Source organism: Vibrio sp. 99-70-13A1 (assembly GCF_013114625.1).
In the GTDB taxonomy this organism is placed as follows: Bacteria; Pseudomonadota; Gammaproteobacteria; order Enterobacterales; family Vibrionaceae; genus Vibrio.
Window position 1 is genome coordinate 96,870 of the sequence record NZ_VTXD01000009.1, and the last position, 20,438, is coordinate 117,307.

Here is a 20,438-nt window from a genome sequence, read left to right on the forward strand (position 1 = left end):
AGAGGCCCGCAGTAACGGTAGGTCGCAGGATTATAGAGAAGAGCGAAGAAAAAATCACCTCTTTTTGAACAAAATCACGATTTTTTTATTCTCTCTTTCTGTTGCACACATTTAATACTAACTAAGGTGCTCTTTTGCTAAGTAGTCATGACTTTGCATTTCGATTAAACGTGACTGGCAACGTTTAAATTCAAACTCTAATTGGCCTTGCGTATACAAATCTTCAAGAGCCACTTCGGCAGAAATTATTAGCTTCACATTACGCTCATAAAACTCATCGACTAATGCAATAAAACGTCTAGCTGCATCATCTGATGTCGCTCCCATCTGTAATACATCAGCAAGCAGAACTGAGTGATAGATTCTAGATAGCTCTATATAGTCATTTTGGCTTCTAGCTGATTGGCATAACTGGGCAAAAGTTGCATGTAGAACGCCTTCACTTGCTTCAAGCACATCCACTTGGCGGTGATTCACTTCAATTTTAGAGAGCTTTTCTTTATCTTCTCCAACTAACTGAGCGTAATACTTTTCCAAGTTGATATTAGCTTGCTTATCTAAAGGGTAATGATAAATCTCAGCTTGCTCTAATGTTCTTAATCGATAATCAATACCGCTATCTACATTAAGAATGTGACAATTCTCTTGGATAAGCTTTATGGCAGGAAGAAAGCGAGCGCGCTGTAACCCATTTCGATACAAATCAGCAGGGGGGATATTTGATGTTGCTACTAGCACAACATTTCTTGAGAAAAGTTCTTGGAACAATGTTCCTAAAATCATTGCGTCTGTGATATCTGAAACAAAAAATTCATCGAAACAGATAATGTCTGCTTCTAGCTTCAATTTATCTGCGACTAAAGGTAATGGATCACTGACATTACCCAACGCCTTCAACTCATCATGCACCCTATACATAAAACGGTGGAAGTGAACTCTCATTTTTTTTGTGGTTGGTAATTCATCATAAAACGTATCCATTAGATAAGTTTTACCTCTCCCTACCCCTCCCCAGAAATACAAGCCTTTGGGAGGCTGAGGCAGTTCAAGCTTCTTCCCCATCAGTTTTTGAAAACGAGTCAGCTGCGGTGTAGGTGCATTCAAATAATCTTGAAATTCATGAAACAGTTTATCCAAGCTTTGAACCGCTTGCTCTTGTGCTGGATCTCTTTGAAAACCATGCTCTTGTATGTCTTGCTCGTATTTTTGAATTGGGTTCATGACGGAGGTTTCCACAATAAAAGCCACACTGGCTCACTACTAAACTTAGATAACGCCAGAATAAAAACAGTGTTCACAGCAATATAAATCGACGCTAACTTGCTAACTAGCGCACATGCATTTCTCTTTATACTGCATCATTCTCATAGTACCATGGAGCCGCAATACGTGTAACTACACAGTAACAAACATGTTAAAAAACAATTATAAGGAGCTGTTATGCCTTGGATGTATGCCGTTGCTGGTTTGCTTGTGGGAGCAATTTTAGGGGTTGTTATTTCTCGTCTCATGACCCCTGAATACAACAAACAGAAAAACGTACAAAAAGAATTAGACTCTGCAAAGTTTGCATTAGAACAGCAACGACAAGAGTTAGCTGATCACTTTGCGCAAACTGCAGAAATGCTGGACACCTTAGGTAAGGACTACACTAAGCTGTACCAACACATGGAAAAAACAAGTGCTGAACTTCTTCCAAATTTACCAGAGCAAGATAACCCGTTCGTGAAAACAGCGGCAGTTCACTCTGACAAAGCTGAGAAGTCGGAAACATCAATTGAGCAACCACCCAAAGATTATGCTCACGGTGCAACCGGTTTGTTTAACGAACCAGAAAAAGAAATTATCGACGCGCCAGAGCTAGTAACAGCAAAAGCATCATAATCTTATTGCACCCAAATCATTTAAGATGAACTTTAGAAAGGTTTTTGAGTCATAACTTTCACTCAGGTCTACTGATTAGCATCATTATTTATCTACATATAATGATACGAGACCATAACTAGAGAGGAGTTTATGATGAAAAAACCTTTGCTTGCTTTATCGATAATGACTTTAAGCTTAAGTTCAATCATCACCCCCATTCAAGCCACCGCAGCACTGCCACTGAGTGTTAATGGTGAACAACTTCCCAGCCTTGCGCCTATGCTTGAACAGGTGACCCCTGCAGTAGTGAGCATTGCCGTTGAAGGTAAGCAAGTTCAACGTCAACGTATCCCTGAACAATTTCAATTCTTCTTTGGTCCTGAACAAACTCAAGAACGCCCCTTTAGAGGGTTAGGCTCTGGCGTCATTGTTGATGCTAAGAAAGGACATATTGTTACGAACTACCATGTAATTAACAGTGCCGACAAAATCAAAGTTAAATTACACGATGGGCGAGAATACGATGCTGAGTTGATTGGCGGAGACGAAATGTCTGATGTCGCTCTTCTCAAATTAGAAGAAGCAAAGAACCTAACTCAAATAAAATTGGCTGACTCAGATCAACTCCGTGTTGGTGATTTTACTGTTGCTATCGGTAACCCATTTGGATTAGGTCAAACCGTCACATCGGGTATTGTCTCTGCATTAGGACGAAGTGGTCTAAACCTTGAAAATTTTGAAAACTTCATTCAAACCGATGCAGCAATAAATAGTGGCAATTCCGGCGGTGCCTTAGTCAATCTAAATGGTGAGCTAATTGGTATTAATACTGCCATTTTAGGTCCAAATGGTGGAAACGTTGGGATTGGTTTCGCTATCCCATCAAATATGATGAACAACCTCACAGAGCAAATCCTAAACTTCGGAGAAGTGAAACGCGGTATGTTAGGTGTTCAGGGGGGAGAAATCACTTCTGAATTAGCTGAGGCTCTCGGTTATGAATCCAGTAAAGGTGCTTTCGTAAGCCAAGTTGTGCCAGAAAGTGCAGCAGACAAGGCGGGCTTAAAAGCAGGCGACATTATTGTCTCTATCAATGGCAAGCATATCGATACTTTCAGTGAATTAAGAGCCAAGGTGGCAACTCTGGGAGCGGGTAAAAAAATCAAACTAGGGGCTGTTCGAGATGGCGACCAAAAATCATTCGACGTCACCCTTGGTGAATCAACCAATAGCAAAACGAAAGCAGAAAAATTGCATGAAGGTTTAGCGGGCGCGGAGCTTACGAATACCACTGATAAAGATGCAGTAGTAGGTGTCAAAGTATCTTCGGTAGCAAAAGGTTCTCCTGCTGAAGCTTATCAACTCCTTGAGAATGACATCATAATTGGTCTCAATCGACAAAAAGTAGAAAACCTCGCAGAGTTACGAACAATGCTAGAAAAGAAACCGGCTGTTCTCGCTTTAAATATCCAAAGAGGTGAGCGTACTATCTACCTAGTCGTTAGATAACGTTACTGCTAGGCACCAGTATATTAAATTGTACCAGTGCATAAAATTAAGGGATGGCTGAAAATATGGTTAATACCATCGCTATTCAAACCAGAACCCTATGAAAAATAGAGTGAACATTCGATAAACTGTTGGATGTTCACTCTTTCATTTCGCTGAATCAAAATGCTATGCTTCACAGGTAAATCATTTTGCCGTCTTAAATCGGTGACTTATACCTTACCTGTTGAAGAGGGAAACATGCTGTCCTTTCTATTTCGTTCTATCTCACTAGGGCTAGTGTCTGCGGCGCTTGTACTTTTTGCTTTCCCTAGCCTTCGACCTTCAATTATTCCTCAAGTTATTGAGCAACAGGTTAGTGACATTAGCTCACTACAAGTTTCATTCAACCAAGCGGTAAGACGCGCCTCGCCTGCAGTTGTTAATATTTACAGTCGAAAATACGCTGAAAATGACCGAAATAAACTCCTCACACAGGGGCTAGGTTCAGGAGTCATCGTAAGTGAAAAAGGGTACATCGTTACTAACTTCCATGTTGTGGCAATGGCAGACCAAATAGTTGTAGCACTTCAAGATGGGCGTATTGCAGCAGCTCAGCTTGTCGGCTCAGATAAGCGCACTGATATTGCAATTTTACGAGTCGATGGCGATAACCTACCAGTGATCCCACTTAACCCAAATTACACAGCCAATGTTGGAGATGTGGTACTTGCAATAGGCAACCCTTACAACCTAGGGCAAACCACAACATTTGGAATTATCTCAGCGACAGGTCGATCATCAATTAGTGCAGATGGCCACCAAGCCTTCATCCAAACGGATGCCGCGATTAATGAAGGTAATTCAGGCGGAGCTTTAATTAATACCCAAGGTGAGTTGGTCGGAATTAATACCGCGTCATACCAGCCAGCAACGGACATAGAAACTTATGGTATTTCATTTGCTATCCCCTACCCATTGGCCAATAAGATCATGCAAAAAATCATTGCTGATGGTCGAGTGATACGTGGATATATCGGCGTTGATGGGCAAGATATAAACTCAGTCACAGGTCGCCTGCTCGGCAACAAAAACATTGGCGGTATTATCGTACTTGGTATTGACCCAAATGGACCTGCTGAAAGCGCGGGGTTTGAAGTGCAAGACATCATACTTAGCCTTAACAACATCAAAGTAAATGGCCGACAAAGTGTAATGGATATAGTTACAGATCTACGACCAGGTACAGTGATTGATGTAGGTGTGCTTCGTAAAGGTGAAAACATCACGCTTCAAGTAACAATTGCGGAAGATGTACGTTAAACCGCTAGATGTAATACCTGCTTTAAACTTCTTATCAATCCACCATGCCGTTCATTTCTTTTAACGGCATGGTGAGATCTCCCAGCTATTTTGAATAGCTACTTGTTTTTTCTTTACTTAGCATCCATGTTAGGCAAAGACAAAAATATCTAAACGCACATATCAATAGGTTTGCTGACATGAGAGTCCCTCGTATTTATCACCCTGAATTCATCCACCAATTAGGCTCACTTTCCTTAGGTGAAGACGCTGCCGGTCACGTTGGTCGAGTATTACGAATGAAGGAAGGCCAAGAGGTCCTACTATTTGATGGCAGCGGTGCGGAGTTTCCAGCGACCATTTCAGAAGTAACTAAGAAAAATGTCACGGTTGAAATTATCGAACGCGTTGAACGTAGCAGTGAATCACCTTTAGATTTGCACTTAGGTCAGGTTATTTCTCGTGGCGATAAAATGGAATTCACCATTCAAAAATCTGTAGAATTAGGCGTAAATACCATTACTCCTCTAATTTCAGAACGATGCGGAGTAAAGCTTGACGCTAAACGTTTCGAGAAGAAGCTAGGCCAGTGGCAAAAAATTGCTATCGCAGCTTGTGAGCAATCAGGGCGTAACACGGTTCCAGTTATCAGACCAATCATGCAGCTTGAAGAATGGTGCGGTGAACCCAGTGAAGCTCTGAAACTGAACTTGCACCCTAGAGCAAAATACTCCATCAACACACTTCCAGAACCTATCAACAAAGTTCGACTATTGATTGGACCAGAAGGTGGGTTGTCCGCTGAAGAAATCAGCATGACAGAACAATATCAATTTGAAGAGACGCTACTCGGCCCTCGTGTATTACGTACCGAAACTGCGGCTCTAACTGCAATTACTGCCTTACAAGTCCGTTTTGGCGATCTAGGCTAGGAGAATAAAATGATCAAACTTGGCATCGTAATGGATCCGATTTCATCCATTAATATTAAAAAAGACTCTAGCTTTGCCATGATGCTTGAAGCACAGCGTCGTGGTTATGAGATCCACTACATGGAAATGGATGATCTACACTTAGAGCAAGGTGTCGCCATTGCAGATACTAAAGTTGTCGAATTAAAAGAAGATCCAAACGGTTGGTATGAATTCAAATCAGAGCAAACTATTGCGCTATCTGATTTAGATGCAGTACTGATGCGTAAAGATCCTCCTTTCGATACAGAATATATTTACGCAACTTACATTCTTGAGCGTGCAGAAGAAAATGGCGCGCTGATCGTCAACAAGCCTCAAAGCTTACGTGATTGTAACGAAAAACTGTTCACGGCTTGGTTCCCAGAACTAACACCAACAACAATCGTAACTCGTAAAGCGGAAAAAATTAAAGCGTTCCGCGAGCAGCACGGTGATGTGATCCTAAAACCATTAGATGGCATGGGTGGTGCATCAATTTTCCGAGTGAAAGAAGGCGATCCAAACGTATCAGTGATCATTGAAACACTGACAAATCACGGTCAAAACTACGCAATGGCGCAAACTTTCGTGCCTGACATCAGTAATGGTGATAAGCGTATTCTGGTTGTTGATGGCGAACCAATGCCTTACTGCCTAGCTCGTATTCCAGCGAAAGGGGAGACTCGAGGAAACCTTGCAGCAGGTGGTACAGGTGAAGCTCGCCCTCTAAGTGAAACTGATTGGGCTATCGCTAAAGCGGTTGCACCAGCACTTAAAGAAAAAGGGCTAATTTTTGTTGGTCTTGATGTTATTGGTGACAAACTGACAGAAATTAACGTTACTAGCCCAACTTGTATTCGTGAAATCGAAGCTGCATTCGATATTTCAGTAACTGGCAAGTTAATGGATGCGATTGAACGTCGAGTTAACGAGAAATAGTAATACCGAAGTCTCAATGATTTCGATAGTCTCTAGCAAAACCTATACTATTAGAGCGACAGTTTTGTCGCTCATTTTCCCTTAGTGGCAGGAGATATTATGAATTTGACGAACCATTTTCTCGTAGCAATGCCCGGAATGAAAGATCCCTACTTTCAGCACTCAGTTATCTATTTGTGTGAGCATAATGATGAAGGTGCTATGGGGTTAATGATCAATGCTCCCATTGATGTCACTGTAGGGTCAATGCTAAAGCAAGTTGAAGTAGAACCTATCCAACCTCAGCATAAACAAGCCAGCTTAGCGCAACCTGTATTGAATGGTGGTCCTGTTGCTGAAGATAGAGGCTTTATTCTTCATCAACCTAAAGATACTTACCAATCAAGTATCAATATGACTGATCATATCTCGGTGACCACCTCCAAAGATATTCTTTCAGTGCTTGGCACCGATGCAGAACCTCAAAATTACCTTATCGCTCTCGGTTATTCTGGGTGGGATCCTGGTCAACTAGAGATAGAGCTCACCGAAAATTCTTGGCTTACCATCGAAGCCGATCCCAAAGTCATTTTCGATACACCAATATCTGAACGCTGGAAAGTAGCGGTGCAAATGCTAGGAATCAATGTATCTCAATTGTCTTCTGACGCAGGTCACGCATAAAGAAGATAAGCTCTAAGCTCTAAGCTCTAAGCTCTAAGCTCTAAAGAATAGTCACACATTACGAAAAGCCTTAAGCCTTTTCTTTTAAACATTTGGAAACACCATGTCACGAACAATTATGGCGTTTGACTACGGTACTAAAAGTATCGGTAGCGCTATCGGTCAAGAAGTTACTGGTACCGCAAGCCCGTTAAAAGCATTCAAAGCGAAAGATGGAATCCCGAACTGGGATGATATCGAGAAACAGCTCAAAGAGTGGCAGCCCGACTTGGTTGTGGTCGGTTTGCCTACCGATCTTCACGGCAAAGATTTAGAAACGATCACACCAAGAGCCAAGAAATTTGCTAATCGCCTAAAAGGACGTTTTGGTGTGAATGTTGAACTTCATGATGAAAGATTATCAACCACTGAAGCTAGATCTGATCTATTTGAAATGGGTGGATATAAAGCTCTGAGTAAAGGCAATGTAGATAATCAGTCCGCAGTGGTTATATTAGAAAGCTGGTTTGAAGCTCAATGGGGCGAGTAATCGAATTAAAAGAGTAAAATTTACTCGCTTACTCATTCGATCATTCGATCATTCGATCATTCGATCATTCGATCATTCGATACAAACAAATCAAAAAGGGTTGCTATCAAGCAACCCTTTCATCTATAAACCAATACCAGCAAGAAGATCGTTCTTACTCCATATCGATCTTCACACCTGTAAGTGCACCCGTTCCGTAGCCACCATCACCGCGTTGAGTTTTGAGCATCAAACGTAGATCATTGGCAGAATCAGCACTATGAAATGCATCTTCTTCACTTATCTTTCCTGAAACGACTAACTCATATAATGATTGATCAAAAGTTTGCATGCCGATTTCTTTTGATTTTGCCATCGTCGCCTTCAATTCATGAAGATCACCGCGACGAATCAAATCAGAGATCCTTGGACTATTGAGCAAGATCTCAAACACACCGTGTCGACCATTACCATTTTTATCCCGGATCAACTGCTGGGCAACCACGCCGCGCAAGTTCATTGATAAATCAAAAAGGAATTGCTCTTTTTGCTCTTTAGGCACTAAATGCAAAATACGCTCTAACGCTTGGTTAGCATTATTAGCATGCAGCGTTGCCATACAAAGATGGCCAGTTTCCGCAAAAGTCATGGCATATTCCATCGTTTCGCGACTACGAATTTCACCTATAAGAATCATATCAGGCGCTTGGCGCAGTGAGTTCTTTAACGCAACTTCATAGCTATCAGTGTCTAACCCCACTTCACGCTGAGTGACGATACATTTTTTGTGCTCATGAACAAATTCGATTGGATCTTCAACCGTTAGGATATGCCCTGAACGGTTAGAGTTACGGTAGCCTGTCATTGCTGCCATTGAAGTCGATTTACCCGACCCTGTAGCACCTACCACCAGCACTAAACCACGCTTAGCGATAGAGAGATCTTGAAGTACATCAGGAAGCTTAAGCTGCTCAAAACTAGGGATATTGGTTTCGATACGTCGAATCACGGCTCCAGGTAATTCCCTCTGAAAGAAAGCACTCACGCGAAAACGACCTATATCTCTAACAACCGCAAAATTAGATTCACGAGTCCGGCGATACTCAGCACGGCGCTCTTGATCCATCATGGCATCAAGCAGTTGAGCGACTTGACCTTCACTTAACTTTTGACCTTGAGGACGCAATTCACCATCGACCCTAAAAAGTATAGGTGCATCAACCGTGATATAAAGATCCGACGCTTTTTGCGAGATCATCCCTTCGAGAATTTGGTTCAATTCCATTTTAATTTAGCCTTAATGCGCATTTTTAACCAAGAAAGCTTTAATCAAAAAAGCTTTAAGCAATATTTTTAACTGACGATACTGTTAACTGCCAATATTTATAACCAACGAACTAGAATAACGATGTTTCAATTTCAATCTTCTTCTGTACTTCTTCTGGATCAACCAAACCTTGAGCAATCAACTGCTTGGAATTTTGTTCCATTGTCTGCATACCGTGTGCAGCGCCCGTTTGAATAATCGAATACATCTGCGCCACTTTATCTTCACGGATTAAGTTACGGATCGCTGGGGTTGCCATCATAATTTCGTGGCAAGCAACACGACCGCCCCCAATACGCTTAAGCAACTTCTGAGCAATAACCGAACGAAGTGATTCAGAAAGCATAGAGCGAACCATGTCTTTATCACTACCGGGGAATACATCAATAATACGGTCAATCGTTTTTGCCGCAGAGCTAGTATGTAAGGTGCCAAAAACAAGGTGACCCGTTTCAGCGGCAGTCAGCGCTAAACTAATCGTTTCTTGGTCACGAAGTTCGCCCACCAAAATAACATCAGGGTCTTCACGTAAAGCACTGCGTAAGGCAGCTTTAAAACTATGAGTATCTCGGTGGACTTCACGCTGGTTTACCAAACACTTATTATTGGTATGAACAAATTCAATCGGATCTTCGATGGTCAGTATGTGCTTGTTATAATTACGGTTTACATAATCAACCATCGCGGCGAGAGTGGTCGATTTACCAGAACCAGTAGGTCCCGTCACTAGCACTAACCCTTTCTCGTAATTTGCAATTTTTTCAAAGATTTCCGGCGCACCTAATTGATCTAATGTCGGGATCTCAACGGGAATGGTACGAAATACAGCAGAACAACCACGAGCCTGATTAAATGCATTAACACGGAAGCGTCCAACATTAGGTAATTCAAAAGAGAAATCGACTTCCAGCTTTTCTTCAAATTCACTGCGTTGGGAGTCGTTCATGATCTCAAAAACCAAACGATGTACATCAGCATGACTAAAAGCTGGGACTCCAAGCTTCCTAACATCACCATCTATACGTACCATTGGAGATACACCCGCAGAAAGATGTAGATCTGACGCGTTATGCTTTACACTAAAATCCAGTAACTCAGTGATATCCATTTATTTTCCTTTAAGTAAAGTCAGCTATGAGTAGTATTCAACAAAATATCGAACAGATCACCTCACAGATCCGTAATGCAGAACAAAAGTGTGGCCGACCTCCAGAGTCCGTGCAACTTTTAGCCGTAAGTAAAACTAAACCTATCGAGGCAATTCTAGAAGCTGCACAAGGTGGGCAAGTTTCATTTGGTGAAAACTACGTCCAAGAAGGCGTAGATAAAGTAAAACACTTTTCAGAACAACATTCTAACTTAAATTTAGAATGGCATTTTATTGGTCCAATCCAATCAAACAAAACGCGACCAATCGCTGAAAATTTCGATTGGGTGCACTCTATTGAACGTGGCAAAGTCGCTCAGCGCCTAAACGACCAAAGACCTGACCACTTACCCGCTTTGCAAGTACTCATTCAAATCAACACAAGTGGTGAAGATTCAAAATCAGGCACCTCTGAAGCAGAAGTTTTTGAATTAGCGGAGTTGATTTCTTCACTTCCCAACCTCACTTTAAGAGGATTGATGTCAATTCCTGCTAACGTGTCAGATTACCAATCACAGCTTAATGCTTTTTCACAATTAGCATCTCTTAACAATAAGCTTAGTGATAAATATTCAGGCGTAGATACACTCTCAATGGGTATGAGCGGTGATATGGATGCAGCTGTTGAAGCAGGCAGCACTATGGTGAGAATTGGCACGGCAATTTTTGGTGCTCGTAATTACGCTAAATAATATCAGCCCATAATAATTGAGCTCGTGATGGACAGCTTGTCCGTCACATTACAAGGTTAGGACCGAGAAATATGGAACACAAGAATATCGCCTTTATTGGTGCAGGGAATATGGTTCGTTCAATTGTTGCAGGTCTTGTGGCGAGTGGTTATCCCGCACATAAAATCACGGCGACGGCACCTTCTGAAGCAAGAAGGCAGCCTCTTGAAGCAGACTACGGCATTCAAACTACCAGTGATAACTACGCAGCAGCACAAAATGCAGAAGTCATTGTGTTATCCGTTAAGCCACAGATGATGGCTGATGTGTGTAAGCCTCTTCAAAGCATCAATTTCGACAATAAATTGGTGATTTCAATTGCTGCTGGTATTAGTGCAAAACGCCTTAATGAAATGCTCGATAGCCAATTAAACTTGGTCCGCGTGATGCCCAATACCCCATCATTACTTGGAAAAGGCATGAGCGGGCTTTATGCCGATCAGCAAGTCAATGAACAAGATAAAAACTTCGCTTCCCAATTAATGCAAGCAGTAGGTGAAGTGTGTTGGGTTGAACAAGAATCAGGTATCAATAACATTATTGCGGCAGCAGGCAGTGCCCCTGCGTATTTCTTCTTATTTATGGAAGCGATGCAAGCTGAAGCCATCAAACAAGGTTTCGATACCGAGACTGCGCGTAAATTGGTTCAACAGTCAGCATTAGGTGCGGCTGAAATGGTCGTTGCTAACCCAAGCACAGAGCTATCGACACTGCGCGAACAAGTCACATCAAAAGGTGGGACAACAGCTGAAGCGCTCAGAACGTTCAATGAAAACCAACTGTCAGACATTGTAGCTAAAGCCATGCAAGCGGCTGTATCTCGTGCTGAAGAGATGGAAAAACTGTTTTAAATTATTATGTGGCGGCATGAATAAGCGCTCGCCACAAGTCACTCCGAAAAAGGAAACTCTATGAATTCGATGAGCTTTTTGATCTCTACCGTTTTTGATCTTTACATCATGGTGGTCATTCTGCGTATTTGGTTACAAGCCTCCCGTGCAGATTTCTATAACCCATTTTCACAATTTATCGTTAAAGCAACGCAACCTGTTGTCGCGCCTTTACGACGCTTCATTCCATCGATTGGTAGCTTTGACGTAGCAACCATTCTATTTGCTTATGTATTATGTGTATTGAAGTTCACGGCACTAAATCTAGTGATTTCAGGTGGCGCAGCGGTATTTGATGTTAGCTTCCTAATCTTCGGATTGCTTGCATTACTTAAAGCCGCGGGTGGTCTTATTTTCTGGGTTCTACTTATCCGCGCAATTCTAAGCTGGGTAAGCCAAGGCCGTAGCCCAATCGAGTATGTTTTCCATCAATTGACTGAACCAATGCTTGCTCCAATTCGTCGTATTCTTCCAGCAATGGGCGGTTTTGATTTAAGTGTACTGGTGCTGTTTATTGTTCTGCAATTCGTGAACTTCTTAATGGGCGACCTAATTGGCCATATTTGGTATCAGCTATAATCAGTACCTGTAGTACTGAGCAAAACTAAGCTCTAAGCATAAAGGTACTAAACACAAGGCACTAACCAATGCCAAAAGCAGTTTGGGCTGATGAAGACGATATTCTTTTACGGCTCTATATCCAACCAAAAGCAAGCCGAGATAAAATTGTCGGCTTGCATGGGGATGAACTTAAAATTGCCATTACAGCTCCACCTGTCGATGGCAAAGCCAATGCTCATTTAGCAAAATACCTAGCGAAACAATTTAAGGTAGCTAAAGGGCTTATTAAAATTGAAAAGGGAGAGTTAGGTAGGCACAAGCAAGTTCGAATCTGCTCACCTAACCAAATCCCTAATGAAATCAAAGCCATCCTGTGATGGCTTTTTGCTATATTTTTGGAGCCAATATGCGTTTATGGATAACAGCACTACTTGTTAGCGTCATCGCCTTCCCTACTTGGGCTGGTCAATTTAAAAACATTAAAGATGTTGAGGTTCACTACTCAGCATTCAATTCTACTTTCTTGTCTGCGGAAGTCGCCAAACAGTATCAACTAAAACGAAACGGCTACTCTGCGGTTCTAAACATCAGCATTTTAGATAATTCAGCATTGGGGAAACCAGCAACCACGGCTCAAGTATCAGGCACAGCAAAAAACTTAGTGGGAAACACTCGAAAGTTAACCTTTAGAGAAATTAAAGAAGGTGATGCCATTTACTACCTCACTGAATTCCCAATTACTCACGAAGAAAATATTACCTTCACTATTGATGTTAATGCTGGGATAAAAGGCGCGGGTCCATTACGATTCACCCAAAAATTCTACACAGAAGACTAAGCTTTAATTAAGAGCTTATTCCACCACCCATTTATTAGAGTTATCCGATCATGAGTAAAATCGTTCTAGCAACAGGCAACCAAGGTAAAGTACGTGAAATGGCAGATCTTCTGTCTGATTTTGGCTTCGACGTAACAACCCAAAGTGAATTTAACGTTTCTGAAGTTGCAGAAACAGGTACCACTTTCATTGAAAATGCCATTATCAAAGCTCGCCACGCTGCACTAGAAACCGGGCTTCCTGCGATTGCTGACGATTCAGGTTTAGAAGTGGACTTCCTAAAAGGAGCTCCTGGTATTTATTCAGCTCGTTATGCAGGTGAAGATGCATCTGACCAGCAGAACCTAGAAAAACTGTTAGATGCGATGCAAGGCGTAGAAGAAGCAAAGCGTACTGCTCGCTTTCATTGTGTTTTAGTTCTGATACGCCATGCAAACGATCCGACACCGATTGTTTGCCACGGCAAATGGGAAGGCCGCATTTTAACTGAAGCACATGGCGAAAATGGATTCGGCTACGACCCAATCTTCTTTGTACCTGAAGATAACTGCGCCTCTGCCGAGCTTGAATCAACTCGTAAAAAGCAATTATCTCATCGTGGAAAAGCTCTAAAATCACTATTTTCAACGCTAAAAGAGCAAGCTCTATAATGCCAAGTGCAGTGTTAACACCACCGGCTTTGAGTCTTTATGTACACATTCCTTGGTGCGTACAAAAATGCCCATATTGTGATTTTAACTCGCATGCACTCAAAGCTGATATTCCTGAAAATGAATACATTGATGCACTGCTGGAAGACTTGGATACTGATATCGAAAAGTATCAGCTTAATGGTGCGCCTCGCCCATTACATTCCATTTTTATTGGTGGTGGTACTCCCAGCCTATTTTCACCCGAAGGTATTGGTCGTTTACTTCAAGGGATTGAACAACGTATTCCGTTCAAACCCGAAATCGAAATCACCATGGAAGCTAACCCTGGCACCATTGAGGCTGAACGCTTCGCTGGGTATAAAACTGCAGGCGTTACTCGTATTTCTGTTGGTGTGCAAAGCTTTGAACAAGAGAAGCTAGAAAGGTTAGGACGAATTCACGGGCAAGATGAAGCCGTAAATGCCGCTCACTTAGCACATGAAATCGGTTTAAATAGCTTCAACCTAGATCTCATGCATGGCTTGCCCGATCAAAGCATTGATCAAGCATTGGCTGATTTGGATAAAGCGATCGAACTCGATCCGCCACACCTATCTTGGTATCAGTTGACGATAGAACCTAACACCATGTTCTATTACAAAACACCGACACTGCCTGATGACGACGATTTATGGGACATTTTCGATAGAGGACATCAAAAGCTCACTGATGCGGGTTATGTTCAATATGAAATTTCGGGCTACAGTAAACCCAACTACCAGTGCCAACATAACTTAAATTACTGGCGTTTTGGTGACTACTTAGGCATTGGCTGTGGTTCTCACGGCAAGCTCAGTTTTGCCGATGGTCGAATCATCCGCACCACCAAGGTAAAGCACCCTAGGGGTTACCTTGCAGCTTATCAAAACCTGATTAAACCTTATTTATCGGATGAATTCGAAGTGGCAAATGATGATCGCCCTTTCGAGTTTTTTATGAATCGTTTTCGATTAATTGAAGCGTGCCCAAAGCAAGATTTCATTGATACAACGGGTCTAGGTTTAGATTCAATTAAAGAAACTATTGATTGGTCTAAAGAGATGGGCTACTTGAGTGAAACGACAACACACTGGCAAATCACGAAAAAAGGAAAGCTCTTCCTTAATGATTTGCTTGAAGCTTTCATGATCGATGAAGACGAATCCTAAAGACAACAAAGCCTCTCATCACGAGAGGCTTTCTTTTTGAATAAGGCGTATCTTCAATTAGAAAATAGAACGACCAATACGTTCAGAAAGTAATTCTAAAGCTTGAGTACCCGCCAGTGAGTTACCTGAAGGGTCTAATTCAGGAGACCAAACTGCAATGGTCATCTCACCTGGTACGATTGCGATAATACCGCCACCTACGCCAGATTTACCCGGCATTCCGACACGATAAGCAAACTCCCCTGCACCATCATATAAGCCACAAGTCGCCAGTAGAGCATTCAATTGTTTGGTTTGAACTGGGGTAATGATCTCTTTCTTGGTTTGAACTGACACACCTTTATTTGCTAGGTAGCTAAAGGTTTTTGCGAGGTCAACGCAAGTCATCTTGAGCGCGCAGGCATGAAAATAATTATTAAGAACAGGAATAACATCATTCTCAAAATTACCAAACGAACGCATCAAGTAGGCTATAGCAGCATTTCGATCGCTGTGCATCATTTCTGAAGCCGCTACGACTTTGTCATACACAATATGAGTATCACCAGATAACTGACGAACAAATTCCAGTAAACGATGCCTAGGTGCTGATAAGCGGCTTTGTAATAAATCAGCGACGACTATCGCACCAGCGTTGATAAATGGATTACGAGGGATACCATGCTCCATCTCAAGCTGAATCATTGAGTTAAAAGCCTGACCGGAAGGCTCTTTACCCACTCTTTTCCAGATTTCTTCTGGTTTATACAACACCATAGCCAAAGTAAGACTCAGCGCTTTGGAAATAGATTGCACAGAAAAAGCTTCTTCAGCATCACCGGCTTGAATCACTTCCCCTTCATTGGTATACACCGCAATCGCCAACTTTTGATTCGATACACGAGCCAATGCAGGAATATAATCTGCGACTTTCCCCTGACCAATTAAAGGGCGAACTTCATCTAATATCTCGGTCAAAATAGCTTGAGTTGGTTTCATGAGTGCTTACTTCTATATTGTTATTTTTGTAGGGGTGTTTTCATTATTTTGTCCTTAAACTTCTATTCATTGATAAAAGCCTAAGGACAAAAAAGCCAACATTACAATAATGTTGGCTTTTATCAATCACATAAAATGTAGGGGTAAAAACTAAGTCAATTAGCCTCTACAGCTTTGAGATCGGAAATTACTTAGTACGCTTGTACTTAATGTCCCAGACGCCATGACCTAAACGGTGGCCACGAGCTTCAAACTTAGTCAGTGGACGCTCATCAGGGCGAGGAATGTAATCACCATCTTCAGCGATATTTTTAAAACCAGGCGCTACATTCATCACTTCGATCATGTGCTCTGCGTAGTTTTCCCAGTCTGTTGCCATATGGAAAATACCAGTATCAAGCTGAAGTTTACCACGAACCATTTCAGCAAATTCGGCTTTAACAATACGACGTTTGTGGTGACGAGCTTTATGCCACGGGTCAGGGAAGAACAGTTGCAGCGTATGCAAGCTGCTGTCTGGAATCATATGCTCAAATACTTCAACAGCATCGTGGCACATTACGCGAAGGTTAGTCACACCCGCATCTCGAGCTGTACCTAAACAGGCACCCACACCAGGGCTATGTACTTCAATACCTAGGAAATTTTTTTCTGGTGAATTCTTTGCCATTTCAACCAGTGATGCACCCATACCGAAGCCAATCTCTAGTACAACAGGGTTATCGTTACCAAATACTTCTTTCCAATTAAGAAGCTCTGGGTTGTAGTCGATGCCCATTGTTGGCCAGCATTCATTCATCGCATTTTCTTGACCTTTAGTTAAACGGCCTTCGCGGCGAACAAAACTGCGGATCTTACGAACCAGTTTGCCGTCTTCAGTATATTCGTTAGTGGTCACTTCACTCATTGATTTTTTGCCTGCACATTGATTAATCAAAGCGGGGATTATCCAAAGAAATGCCTTCGGTGCAAGTCTTTCCGTGGATAAATTCCCACACAATTTGTCTGTTTTACATCCAACGCTAAGTGTGGTGCAATTTCACCTCTAATAATAGCAAAGCATTGAGCAAGCCGTGACTCCTTTCGCAAGCGCCATTTTAAAGTGGTATGACGCCTATGGGCGTAAAGAACTGCCTTGGCAAAAAAACAAAAGCGCCTACACCGTTTGGTTATCTGAAATAATGTTGCAGCAGACGCAAGTAACAACAGTTATTCCTTATTACGAACGTTTTTTGGCGCGTTTTCCGACCGTCATCGACCTTGCAAATGCAGAACAAGATGAAGTACTCCACCTTTGGACTGGGCTTGGTTATTACGCACGAGCTCGAAATTTACATAAAGCTGCAAAAATAGTCGCAGAGCAATATGGTGGAGAGTTCCCTAAAGACTTAGAACAAATGAATGCTCTACCTGGTGTTGGGCGTTCTACTGCGGCGGCAGTTCTTTCATCTGTCCATAAGCTTCCTCATGCCATTTTAGATGGTAATGTGAAACGTACTTTGGCTCGCAGCTTTATTGTTGAAGGGTGGCCAGGACAAAAAAAAGTAGAAAACAAACTTTGGGAATATGCTGAACAGCACACTCCAAATAAAGATGTCGATAAATACAATCAAGCTATGATGGATATGGGCGCACTGGTATGTACTCGCAGTAAGCCTAAATGCACGTTATGCCCGGTCAGTAATTTGTGTGAAGCCAACAAACTTGATAAACAGCTCGATTTTCCAGGTAAAAAGCCGAAAAAAGAGAAGCCAGTAAAGGAAACTTGGTTTGTGATGCTTTATCACGAGAACCAGGTTTGGCTTGAACAGCGCCCTCAATCAGGTATTTGGGGAGGGCTGTTTTGTTTTCCTCAAAATGAAACCGCTGAAATTGGACACCAATTAGATCTCAGAGCCATTCAAGAACACCACATACAGTCAAACGAAACCTTGATTGCATTTAGACATACCTTTAGTCACTACCATTTAGATATCACCCCTGTATTGGTTAAATTAACCAAACAACCTGATTTGATAATGGAAGGGACAAAAGGTCTCTGGTATAACTTATCTCAACCAGAAGAAATTGGCTTAGCTGCTCCTGTGAAACAGCTGTTAGAAAGCCTTCCATTCGAACTAGACACATGCGTTTAATACCAACATAACGCGATAATAAGGATTCATTATGAGCCGTACTGTATTTTGTACTCGATTACAAAAAGACGCTGAAGGCCTAGATTTTCAACTTTACCCGGGCGATTTGGGTAAACGTATTTTTGACAACATTTCTAAAGAAGCTTGGGCTCAATGGCAAAGCAAGCAAACCATGTTAATTAATGAAAAGAAACTTAACATGATGGACCCTGAGCACCGAAAGCTGCTAGAAACTGAAATGGTTAACTTTCTTTTTGAAGGCAAAGAAGTCGTTATTGATGGCTACACCCCACCAAGCGAATAAGACATTTATTTAGATAAAATTTAATGACATCATACCCTTGGTTATGGTGTCATTTTTATATGAGGGTCTATGAAAAAGCTTGGGTACTTCTTAGCAGCAATGCTACTCACAGGATGCAGCAGAGAGTTTATTGAAGGTTTATACGATGTTAATTATGAGCCCACCAATCGCTTTGCTGGCAACTTAGCTGGGCTTCCAGGTCAATTTGAAAAAGATACCGCGGCTTTAGATTCTCTCATTGACAGCTTCTCCGGCAATATTCAAAAACGCTGGGGATCTAAAGAGATAAAAATGGCAGGTAAAAGTAACTATGTGAAATATATAGATAATTACTTGAGTCGCTCTGAAGTTAATTTCACTAAAGGTACTATCCTTGTGGAAACGGTTTCGCCAACAGAGCCTAAAAAACATCTTAAGAATGCGATCATGACAACGCTTCTTACGCCTGATTATCCTGCAAACGTTGATCTATTTTCGTCTAAAAGCATCACTTTAGAAGGTCAGCCTTTCCTTTATAATCAAGTGGTTGATCAAGAGCAAAAGCCAATTCAGTGGACATGGCGAGCCAATCGATTTGCCGATTACCTCATCGCCAATAATCTCAAAACAAAAGAAGTCGATTTCAAGAAATCATACTATGTTGAAATTCCAATGGTGGAAGATCATGCTATTAAACGAAGCTATAAATACGCCGACATAGTAAGACGTGCCTCGAGAAAATATGACATTCCAGAAGACCTGATCTATGCGATCATCAAAACAGAAAGCAGCTTTAATCCATACGCGGTAAGTTGGGCTAATGCCTATGGTTTAATGCAAGTCGTACCGAAAACAGCGGGACGTGACGTATTTAAATTGGTAAAAAATAAACCAGGTGAACCGACACCGGAATATTTATTTAACCCTGAAACCAATATAGACACCGGCACTGCCTACTTTTACATCTTAAAAAATCGTTATTTAAAAGATGTAAAACACCCAACAACACTCGAGTACAGCATGATTTCCGCTTATAACGGCGGCACTGGTGGCGTATTAAATACTTTCAGTAGCAACCGAAAGCGCGCAATGAATGACTTAAATGCCTTACAGCCAAACCAAGCGTATTGGGCGTTAACTAAGAAGCACCCAAATAAAGAATCACGTAGGTACTTAGAAAAAGTAACAAAATTCAAGAAAGACTTTAACTCAGGCAAAACTTAACGCCTATTTTTGAATAAAAAAACAACGAACACACCTTTTTTTAAATAATTTCAAAAAAAGGTGTTGACGAAAATACGGAAAAGCCTTTTAATAGCGCCCCGTTGCCCGGATAGCTCAGTCGGTAGAGCAGAGGATTGAAAATCCTCGTGTCGGTGGTTCGATTCCGCCTCCGGGCACCACAATTTGTTTTGTTGGTGCCAAGACTCTTTAATAGAGAGTTGCAACACGGACAGAAAATAAAAGAATTTAGTGTGCCGACTTAGCTCAGTAGGTAGAGCAACTGACTTGTAATCAGTAGGTCACCAGTTCGACTCCGGTAGTCGGCACCATTCTTTTGCCCGGATAGCTCAGTCGGTAGAGCAGAGGATTGAAAATCCTCGTGTCGGTGGTTCGATTCCGCCTCCGGGCACCATTATTTGGTTCTTAATAAATAATGGTCTTTATAGACCTGATGTTAAGGCAAATAATTCCCCTTTAGTTCAGTTGGTAGAACGGCGGACTGTTAATCCGTATGTCGCAAGTTCAAGTCTTGCAAGGGGAGCCAATTTAAAAAGCCGCATCATTGATGCGGCTTTTTTTCGTTTGAAATATCGTAACATCTCAATTCCCCAACTCCTCTAGCGGCTAGATTCTCCGCACACACTAATCACAAAAAATTATAGAAAGACCACTTAATTGTCGCACTTTTACTTTTTTTTCGCCGTAAATTTAATCTCTATCATACTTTCGAGCTTTCCTCATATTAGCGTCTACACTACTTAGATT

22 protein-coding genes and 4 tRNA genes are annotated in these 20,438 nt (G+C 41.8%); 21 read left to right on the forward strand and 5 right to left on the reverse strand.

The features are described 5' to 3' along the window. Positions 1–117: 117 nt before the first annotated feature. A complete protein-coding gene (zapE, locus tag F0226_RS08590; protein WP_171735252.1) occupies positions 118–1,221 on the reverse strand; it encodes a cell division protein ZapE in 1,104 nt (367 codons plus the stop codon). A 219-nt stretch (positions 1,222–1,440) separates the two neighbouring features. On the opposite strand from zapE, the gene zapG reads away from it, so the two are divergent. The 7 genes from zapG to ruvX all read left to right on the forward strand — a co-directional run bounded on the left by zapG (position 1,441) and on the right by ruvX (position 7,740). After that, positions 1,441–1,884, forward strand: coding sequence for a Z-ring associated protein ZapG (gene zapG, locus F0226_RS08595; protein WP_171735253.1), 444 nt, complete (start codon positions 1,441–1,443; stop codon positions 1,882–1,884). Positions 1,885–2,019: 135 nt separating this feature from the next. Further along, positions 2,020–3,375 (forward strand): Do family serine endopeptidase, encoded by a 1,356-nt coding sequence (locus tag F0226_RS08600; protein WP_171735276.1) that lies wholly within the window; start codon positions 2,020–2,022, stop codon positions 3,373–3,375. 240 nt (positions 3,376–3,615) lie between these two features. Continuing rightward, positions 3,616–4,677: an outer membrane-stress sensor serine endopeptidase DegS gene (gene degS, locus F0226_RS08605; protein WP_171735254.1), complete on the forward strand. Its 1,062-nt coding sequence runs from the start codon at positions 3,616–3,618 to the stop codon at positions 4,675–4,677. A gap of 179 nt (positions 4,678–4,856) precedes the next feature. After that, positions 4,857–5,588, forward strand: coding sequence for a 16S rRNA (uracil(1498)-N(3))-methyltransferase (rsmE, locus tag F0226_RS08610; RefSeq protein ID WP_171735255.1), 732 nt, complete (start codon positions 4,857–4,859; stop codon positions 5,586–5,588). Between the two features lie 9 nt (positions 5,589–5,597). Continuing rightward, the gene (gshB, locus tag F0226_RS08615) at positions 5,598–6,548 is read left to right on the forward strand and encodes a glutathione synthase (protein ID WP_171735256.1); all 951 of its coding nucleotides are present in this window, start codon (positions 5,598–5,600) and stop codon (positions 6,546–6,548) included. Between the two features lie 99 nt (positions 6,549–6,647). Continuing rightward, entirely contained in the window at positions 6,648–7,211 is a 564-nt protein-coding gene (locus F0226_RS08620; RefSeq protein WP_171735257.1) for a YqgE/AlgH family protein, read from the forward strand. A 103-nt stretch (positions 7,212–7,314) separates the two neighbouring features. Further along, positions 7,315–7,740, forward strand: coding sequence for a Holliday junction resolvase RuvX (ruvX, locus tag F0226_RS08625; RefSeq protein ID WP_171735258.1), 426 nt, complete (start codon positions 7,315–7,317; stop codon positions 7,738–7,740). A gap of 154 nt (positions 7,741–7,894) precedes the next feature. Here ruvX and F0226_RS08630 read toward each other — a convergent pair whose 3' ends face one another. Both F0226_RS08630 and F0226_RS08635 read right to left on the reverse strand, forming a co-directional pair. Next, positions 7,895–9,004 (reverse strand): PilT/PilU family type 4a pilus ATPase, encoded by a 1,110-nt coding sequence (locus F0226_RS08630; RefSeq protein WP_171735259.1) that lies wholly within the window; start codon positions 9,002–9,004, stop codon positions 7,895–7,897. A 112-nt stretch (positions 9,005–9,116) separates the two neighbouring features. After that, positions 9,117–10,154: a type IV pilus twitching motility protein PilT gene (locus tag F0226_RS08635; protein ID WP_171735260.1), complete on the reverse strand. Its 1,038-nt coding sequence runs from the start codon at positions 10,152–10,154 to the stop codon at positions 9,117–9,119. 26 nt (positions 10,155–10,180) lie between these two features. On the opposite strand from F0226_RS08635, the gene F0226_RS08640 reads away from it, so the two are divergent. From F0226_RS08640 to hemW, 7 genes are all read left to right on the forward strand, one after another. Further along, positions 10,181–10,885 (forward strand): YggS family pyridoxal phosphate-dependent enzyme, encoded by a 705-nt coding sequence (locus tag F0226_RS08640; protein ID WP_171735261.1) that lies wholly within the window; start codon positions 10,181–10,183, stop codon positions 10,883–10,885. A 71-nt stretch (positions 10,886–10,956) separates the two neighbouring features. Continuing rightward, positions 10,957–11,775, forward strand: coding sequence for a pyrroline-5-carboxylate reductase (gene proC, locus F0226_RS08645; protein WP_171735262.1), 819 nt, complete (start codon positions 10,957–10,959; stop codon positions 11,773–11,775). A gap of 60 nt (positions 11,776–11,835) precedes the next feature. Then, positions 11,836–12,393 (forward strand): YggT family protein, encoded by a 558-nt coding sequence (locus F0226_RS08650; protein ID WP_171735263.1) that lies wholly within the window; start codon positions 11,836–11,838, stop codon positions 12,391–12,393. A gap of 68 nt (positions 12,394–12,461) precedes the next feature. Beyond that, positions 12,462–12,752, forward strand: a complete 291-nt coding sequence (gene yggU, locus F0226_RS08655; RefSeq protein ID WP_137374468.1) for a DUF167 family protein YggU — start codon at positions 12,462–12,464, stop codon at positions 12,750–12,752. A 29-nt stretch (positions 12,753–12,781) separates the two neighbouring features. Then, positions 12,782–13,213: a DUF4426 domain-containing protein gene (locus F0226_RS08660; protein ID WP_171735264.1), complete on the forward strand. Its 432-nt coding sequence runs from the start codon at positions 12,782–12,784 to the stop codon at positions 13,211–13,213. A gap of 50 nt (positions 13,214–13,263) precedes the next feature. Continuing rightward, positions 13,264–13,863 (forward strand): XTP/dITP diphosphatase, encoded by a 600-nt coding sequence (locus tag F0226_RS08665; protein WP_171735265.1) that lies wholly within the window; start codon positions 13,264–13,266, stop codon positions 13,861–13,863. After that, positions 13,863–15,053, forward strand: coding sequence for a radical SAM family heme chaperone HemW (gene hemW / locus F0226_RS08670; RefSeq protein ID WP_171735266.1), 1,191 nt, complete (start codon positions 13,863–13,865; stop codon positions 15,051–15,053). The genes F0226_RS08665 and hemW overlap by 1 nt, the downstream gene beginning before the upstream one ends. A 57-nt stretch (positions 15,054–15,110) precedes the next feature. Here hemW and glsB read toward each other — a convergent pair whose 3' ends face one another. Then, positions 15,111–16,031 carry a glutaminase B gene (gene glsB, locus F0226_RS08675; RefSeq protein WP_171735267.1) on the reverse strand — a complete coding sequence of 307 codons (921 nt, stop codon included), beginning with the start codon at positions 16,029–16,031 and terminating at the stop codon, positions 15,111–15,113. Positions 16,032–16,218: 187 nt separating this feature from the next. Continuing rightward, complete coding sequence (trmB, locus tag F0226_RS08680; RefSeq protein WP_171735268.1) at positions 16,219–16,938, reverse strand: tRNA (guanosine(46)-N7)-methyltransferase TrmB; 720 nt, start codon at positions 16,936–16,938, stop codon at positions 16,219–16,221. A gap of 166 nt (positions 16,939–17,104) precedes the next feature. Between trmB and mutY the strand changes: the two genes are divergently transcribed. From mutY to F0226_RS08715, 7 genes are all read left to right on the forward strand, one after another. Continuing rightward, positions 17,105–18,166 carry an A/G-specific adenine glycosylase gene (gene mutY / locus F0226_RS08685; protein WP_171735269.1) on the forward strand — a complete coding sequence of 354 codons (1,062 nt, stop codon included), beginning with the start codon at positions 17,105–17,107 and terminating at the stop codon, positions 18,164–18,166. Between the two features lie 31 nt (positions 18,167–18,197). Next, positions 18,198–18,470 carry an oxidative damage protection protein gene (locus F0226_RS08690; RefSeq protein WP_137374461.1) on the forward strand — a complete coding sequence of 91 codons (273 nt, stop codon included), beginning with the start codon at positions 18,198–18,200 and terminating at the stop codon, positions 18,468–18,470. Between the two features lie 69 nt (positions 18,471–18,539). Further along, complete coding sequence (gene mltC, locus F0226_RS08695) at positions 18,540–19,673, forward strand: membrane-bound lytic murein transglycosylase MltC (protein WP_171735270.1); 1,134 nt, start codon at positions 18,540–18,542, stop codon at positions 19,671–19,673. A 103-nt stretch (positions 19,674–19,776) separates the two neighbouring features. Then, positions 19,777–19,852: transfer RNA gene (locus tag F0226_RS08700), tRNA-Phe, on the forward strand. A 74-nt stretch (positions 19,853–19,926) separates the two neighbouring features. Continuing rightward, positions 19,927–20,002, forward strand: a tRNA-Thr gene (locus F0226_RS08705). 7 nt (positions 20,003–20,009) lie between these two features. Continuing rightward, positions 20,010–20,085: transfer RNA gene (locus tag F0226_RS08710), tRNA-Phe, on the forward strand. 56 nt (positions 20,086–20,141) lie between these two features. Then, positions 20,142–20,217 (forward strand) — tRNA-Asn (locus tag F0226_RS08715). The last annotated feature ends 221 nt before the right edge of the window (positions 20,218–20,438 follow it).

Excerpts from the sequence above, each read along its gene's own strand:
- zapE (WP_171735252.1), bottom strand. The coding sequence starts at position 1,221 with ATGAACCCAATTCAAAAATACGAGCAAGACATACAAGAGCATGGTTTT.
- zapG (WP_171735253.1), top strand. The coding sequence starts at position 1,441 with ATGCCTTGGATGTATGCCGTTGCTGGTTTGCTTGTGGGAGCAATTTTA.
- F0226_RS08600 (WP_171735276.1), top strand. The coding sequence starts at position 2,020 with ATGAAAAAACCTTTGCTTGCTTTATCGATAATGACTTTAAGCTTAAGT.
- degS (WP_171735254.1), top strand. The coding sequence starts at position 3,616 with ATGCTGTCCTTTCTATTTCGTTCTATCTCACTAGGGCTAGTGTCTGCG.
- rsmE (WP_171735255.1), top strand. The coding sequence starts at position 4,857 with ATGAGAGTCCCTCGTATTTATCACCCTGAATTCATCCACCAATTAGGC.
- gshB (WP_171735256.1), top strand. The coding sequence starts at position 5,598 with ATGATCAAACTTGGCATCGTAATGGATCCGATTTCATCCATTAATATT.
- F0226_RS08620 (WP_171735257.1), top strand. The coding sequence starts at position 6,648 with ATGAATTTGACGAACCATTTTCTCGTAGCAATGCCCGGAATGAAAGAT.
- ruvX (WP_171735258.1), top strand. The coding sequence starts at position 7,315 with ATGTCACGAACAATTATGGCGTTTGACTACGGTACTAAAAGTATCGGT.
- F0226_RS08630 (WP_171735259.1), bottom strand. The coding sequence starts at position 9,004 with ATGGAATTGAACCAAATTCTCGAAGGGATGATCTCGCAAAAAGCGTCG.
- F0226_RS08635 (WP_171735260.1), bottom strand. The coding sequence starts at position 10,154 with ATGGATATCACTGAGTTACTGGATTTTAGTGTAAAGCATAACGCGTCA.
- F0226_RS08640 (WP_171735261.1), top strand. The coding sequence starts at position 10,181 with ATGAGTAGTATTCAACAAAATATCGAACAGATCACCTCACAGATCCGT.
- proC (WP_171735262.1), top strand. The coding sequence starts at position 10,957 with ATGGAACACAAGAATATCGCCTTTATTGGTGCAGGGAATATGGTTCGT.
- F0226_RS08650 (WP_171735263.1), top strand. The coding sequence starts at position 11,836 with ATGAATTCGATGAGCTTTTTGATCTCTACCGTTTTTGATCTTTACATC.
- yggU (WP_137374468.1), top strand. The coding sequence starts at position 12,462 with ATGCCAAAAGCAGTTTGGGCTGATGAAGACGATATTCTTTTACGGCTC.
- F0226_RS08660 (WP_171735264.1), top strand. The coding sequence starts at position 12,782 with ATGCGTTTATGGATAACAGCACTACTTGTTAGCGTCATCGCCTTCCCT.
- F0226_RS08665 (WP_171735265.1), top strand. The coding sequence starts at position 13,264 with ATGAGTAAAATCGTTCTAGCAACAGGCAACCAAGGTAAAGTACGTGAA.
- hemW (WP_171735266.1), top strand. The coding sequence starts at position 13,863 with ATGCCAAGTGCAGTGTTAACACCACCGGCTTTGAGTCTTTATGTACAC.
- glsB (WP_171735267.1), bottom strand. The coding sequence starts at position 16,031 with ATGAAACCAACTCAAGCTATTTTGACCGAGATATTAGATGAAGTTCGC.
- trmB (WP_171735268.1), bottom strand. The coding sequence starts at position 16,938 with ATGAGTGAAGTGACCACTAACGAATATACTGAAGACGGCAAACTGGTT.
- F0226_RS08690 (WP_137374461.1), top strand. The coding sequence starts at position 18,198 with ATGAGCCGTACTGTATTTTGTACTCGATTACAAAAAGACGCTGAAGGC.
- mltC (WP_171735270.1), top strand. The coding sequence starts at position 18,540 with ATGAAAAAGCTTGGGTACTTCTTAGCAGCAATGCTACTCACAGGATGC.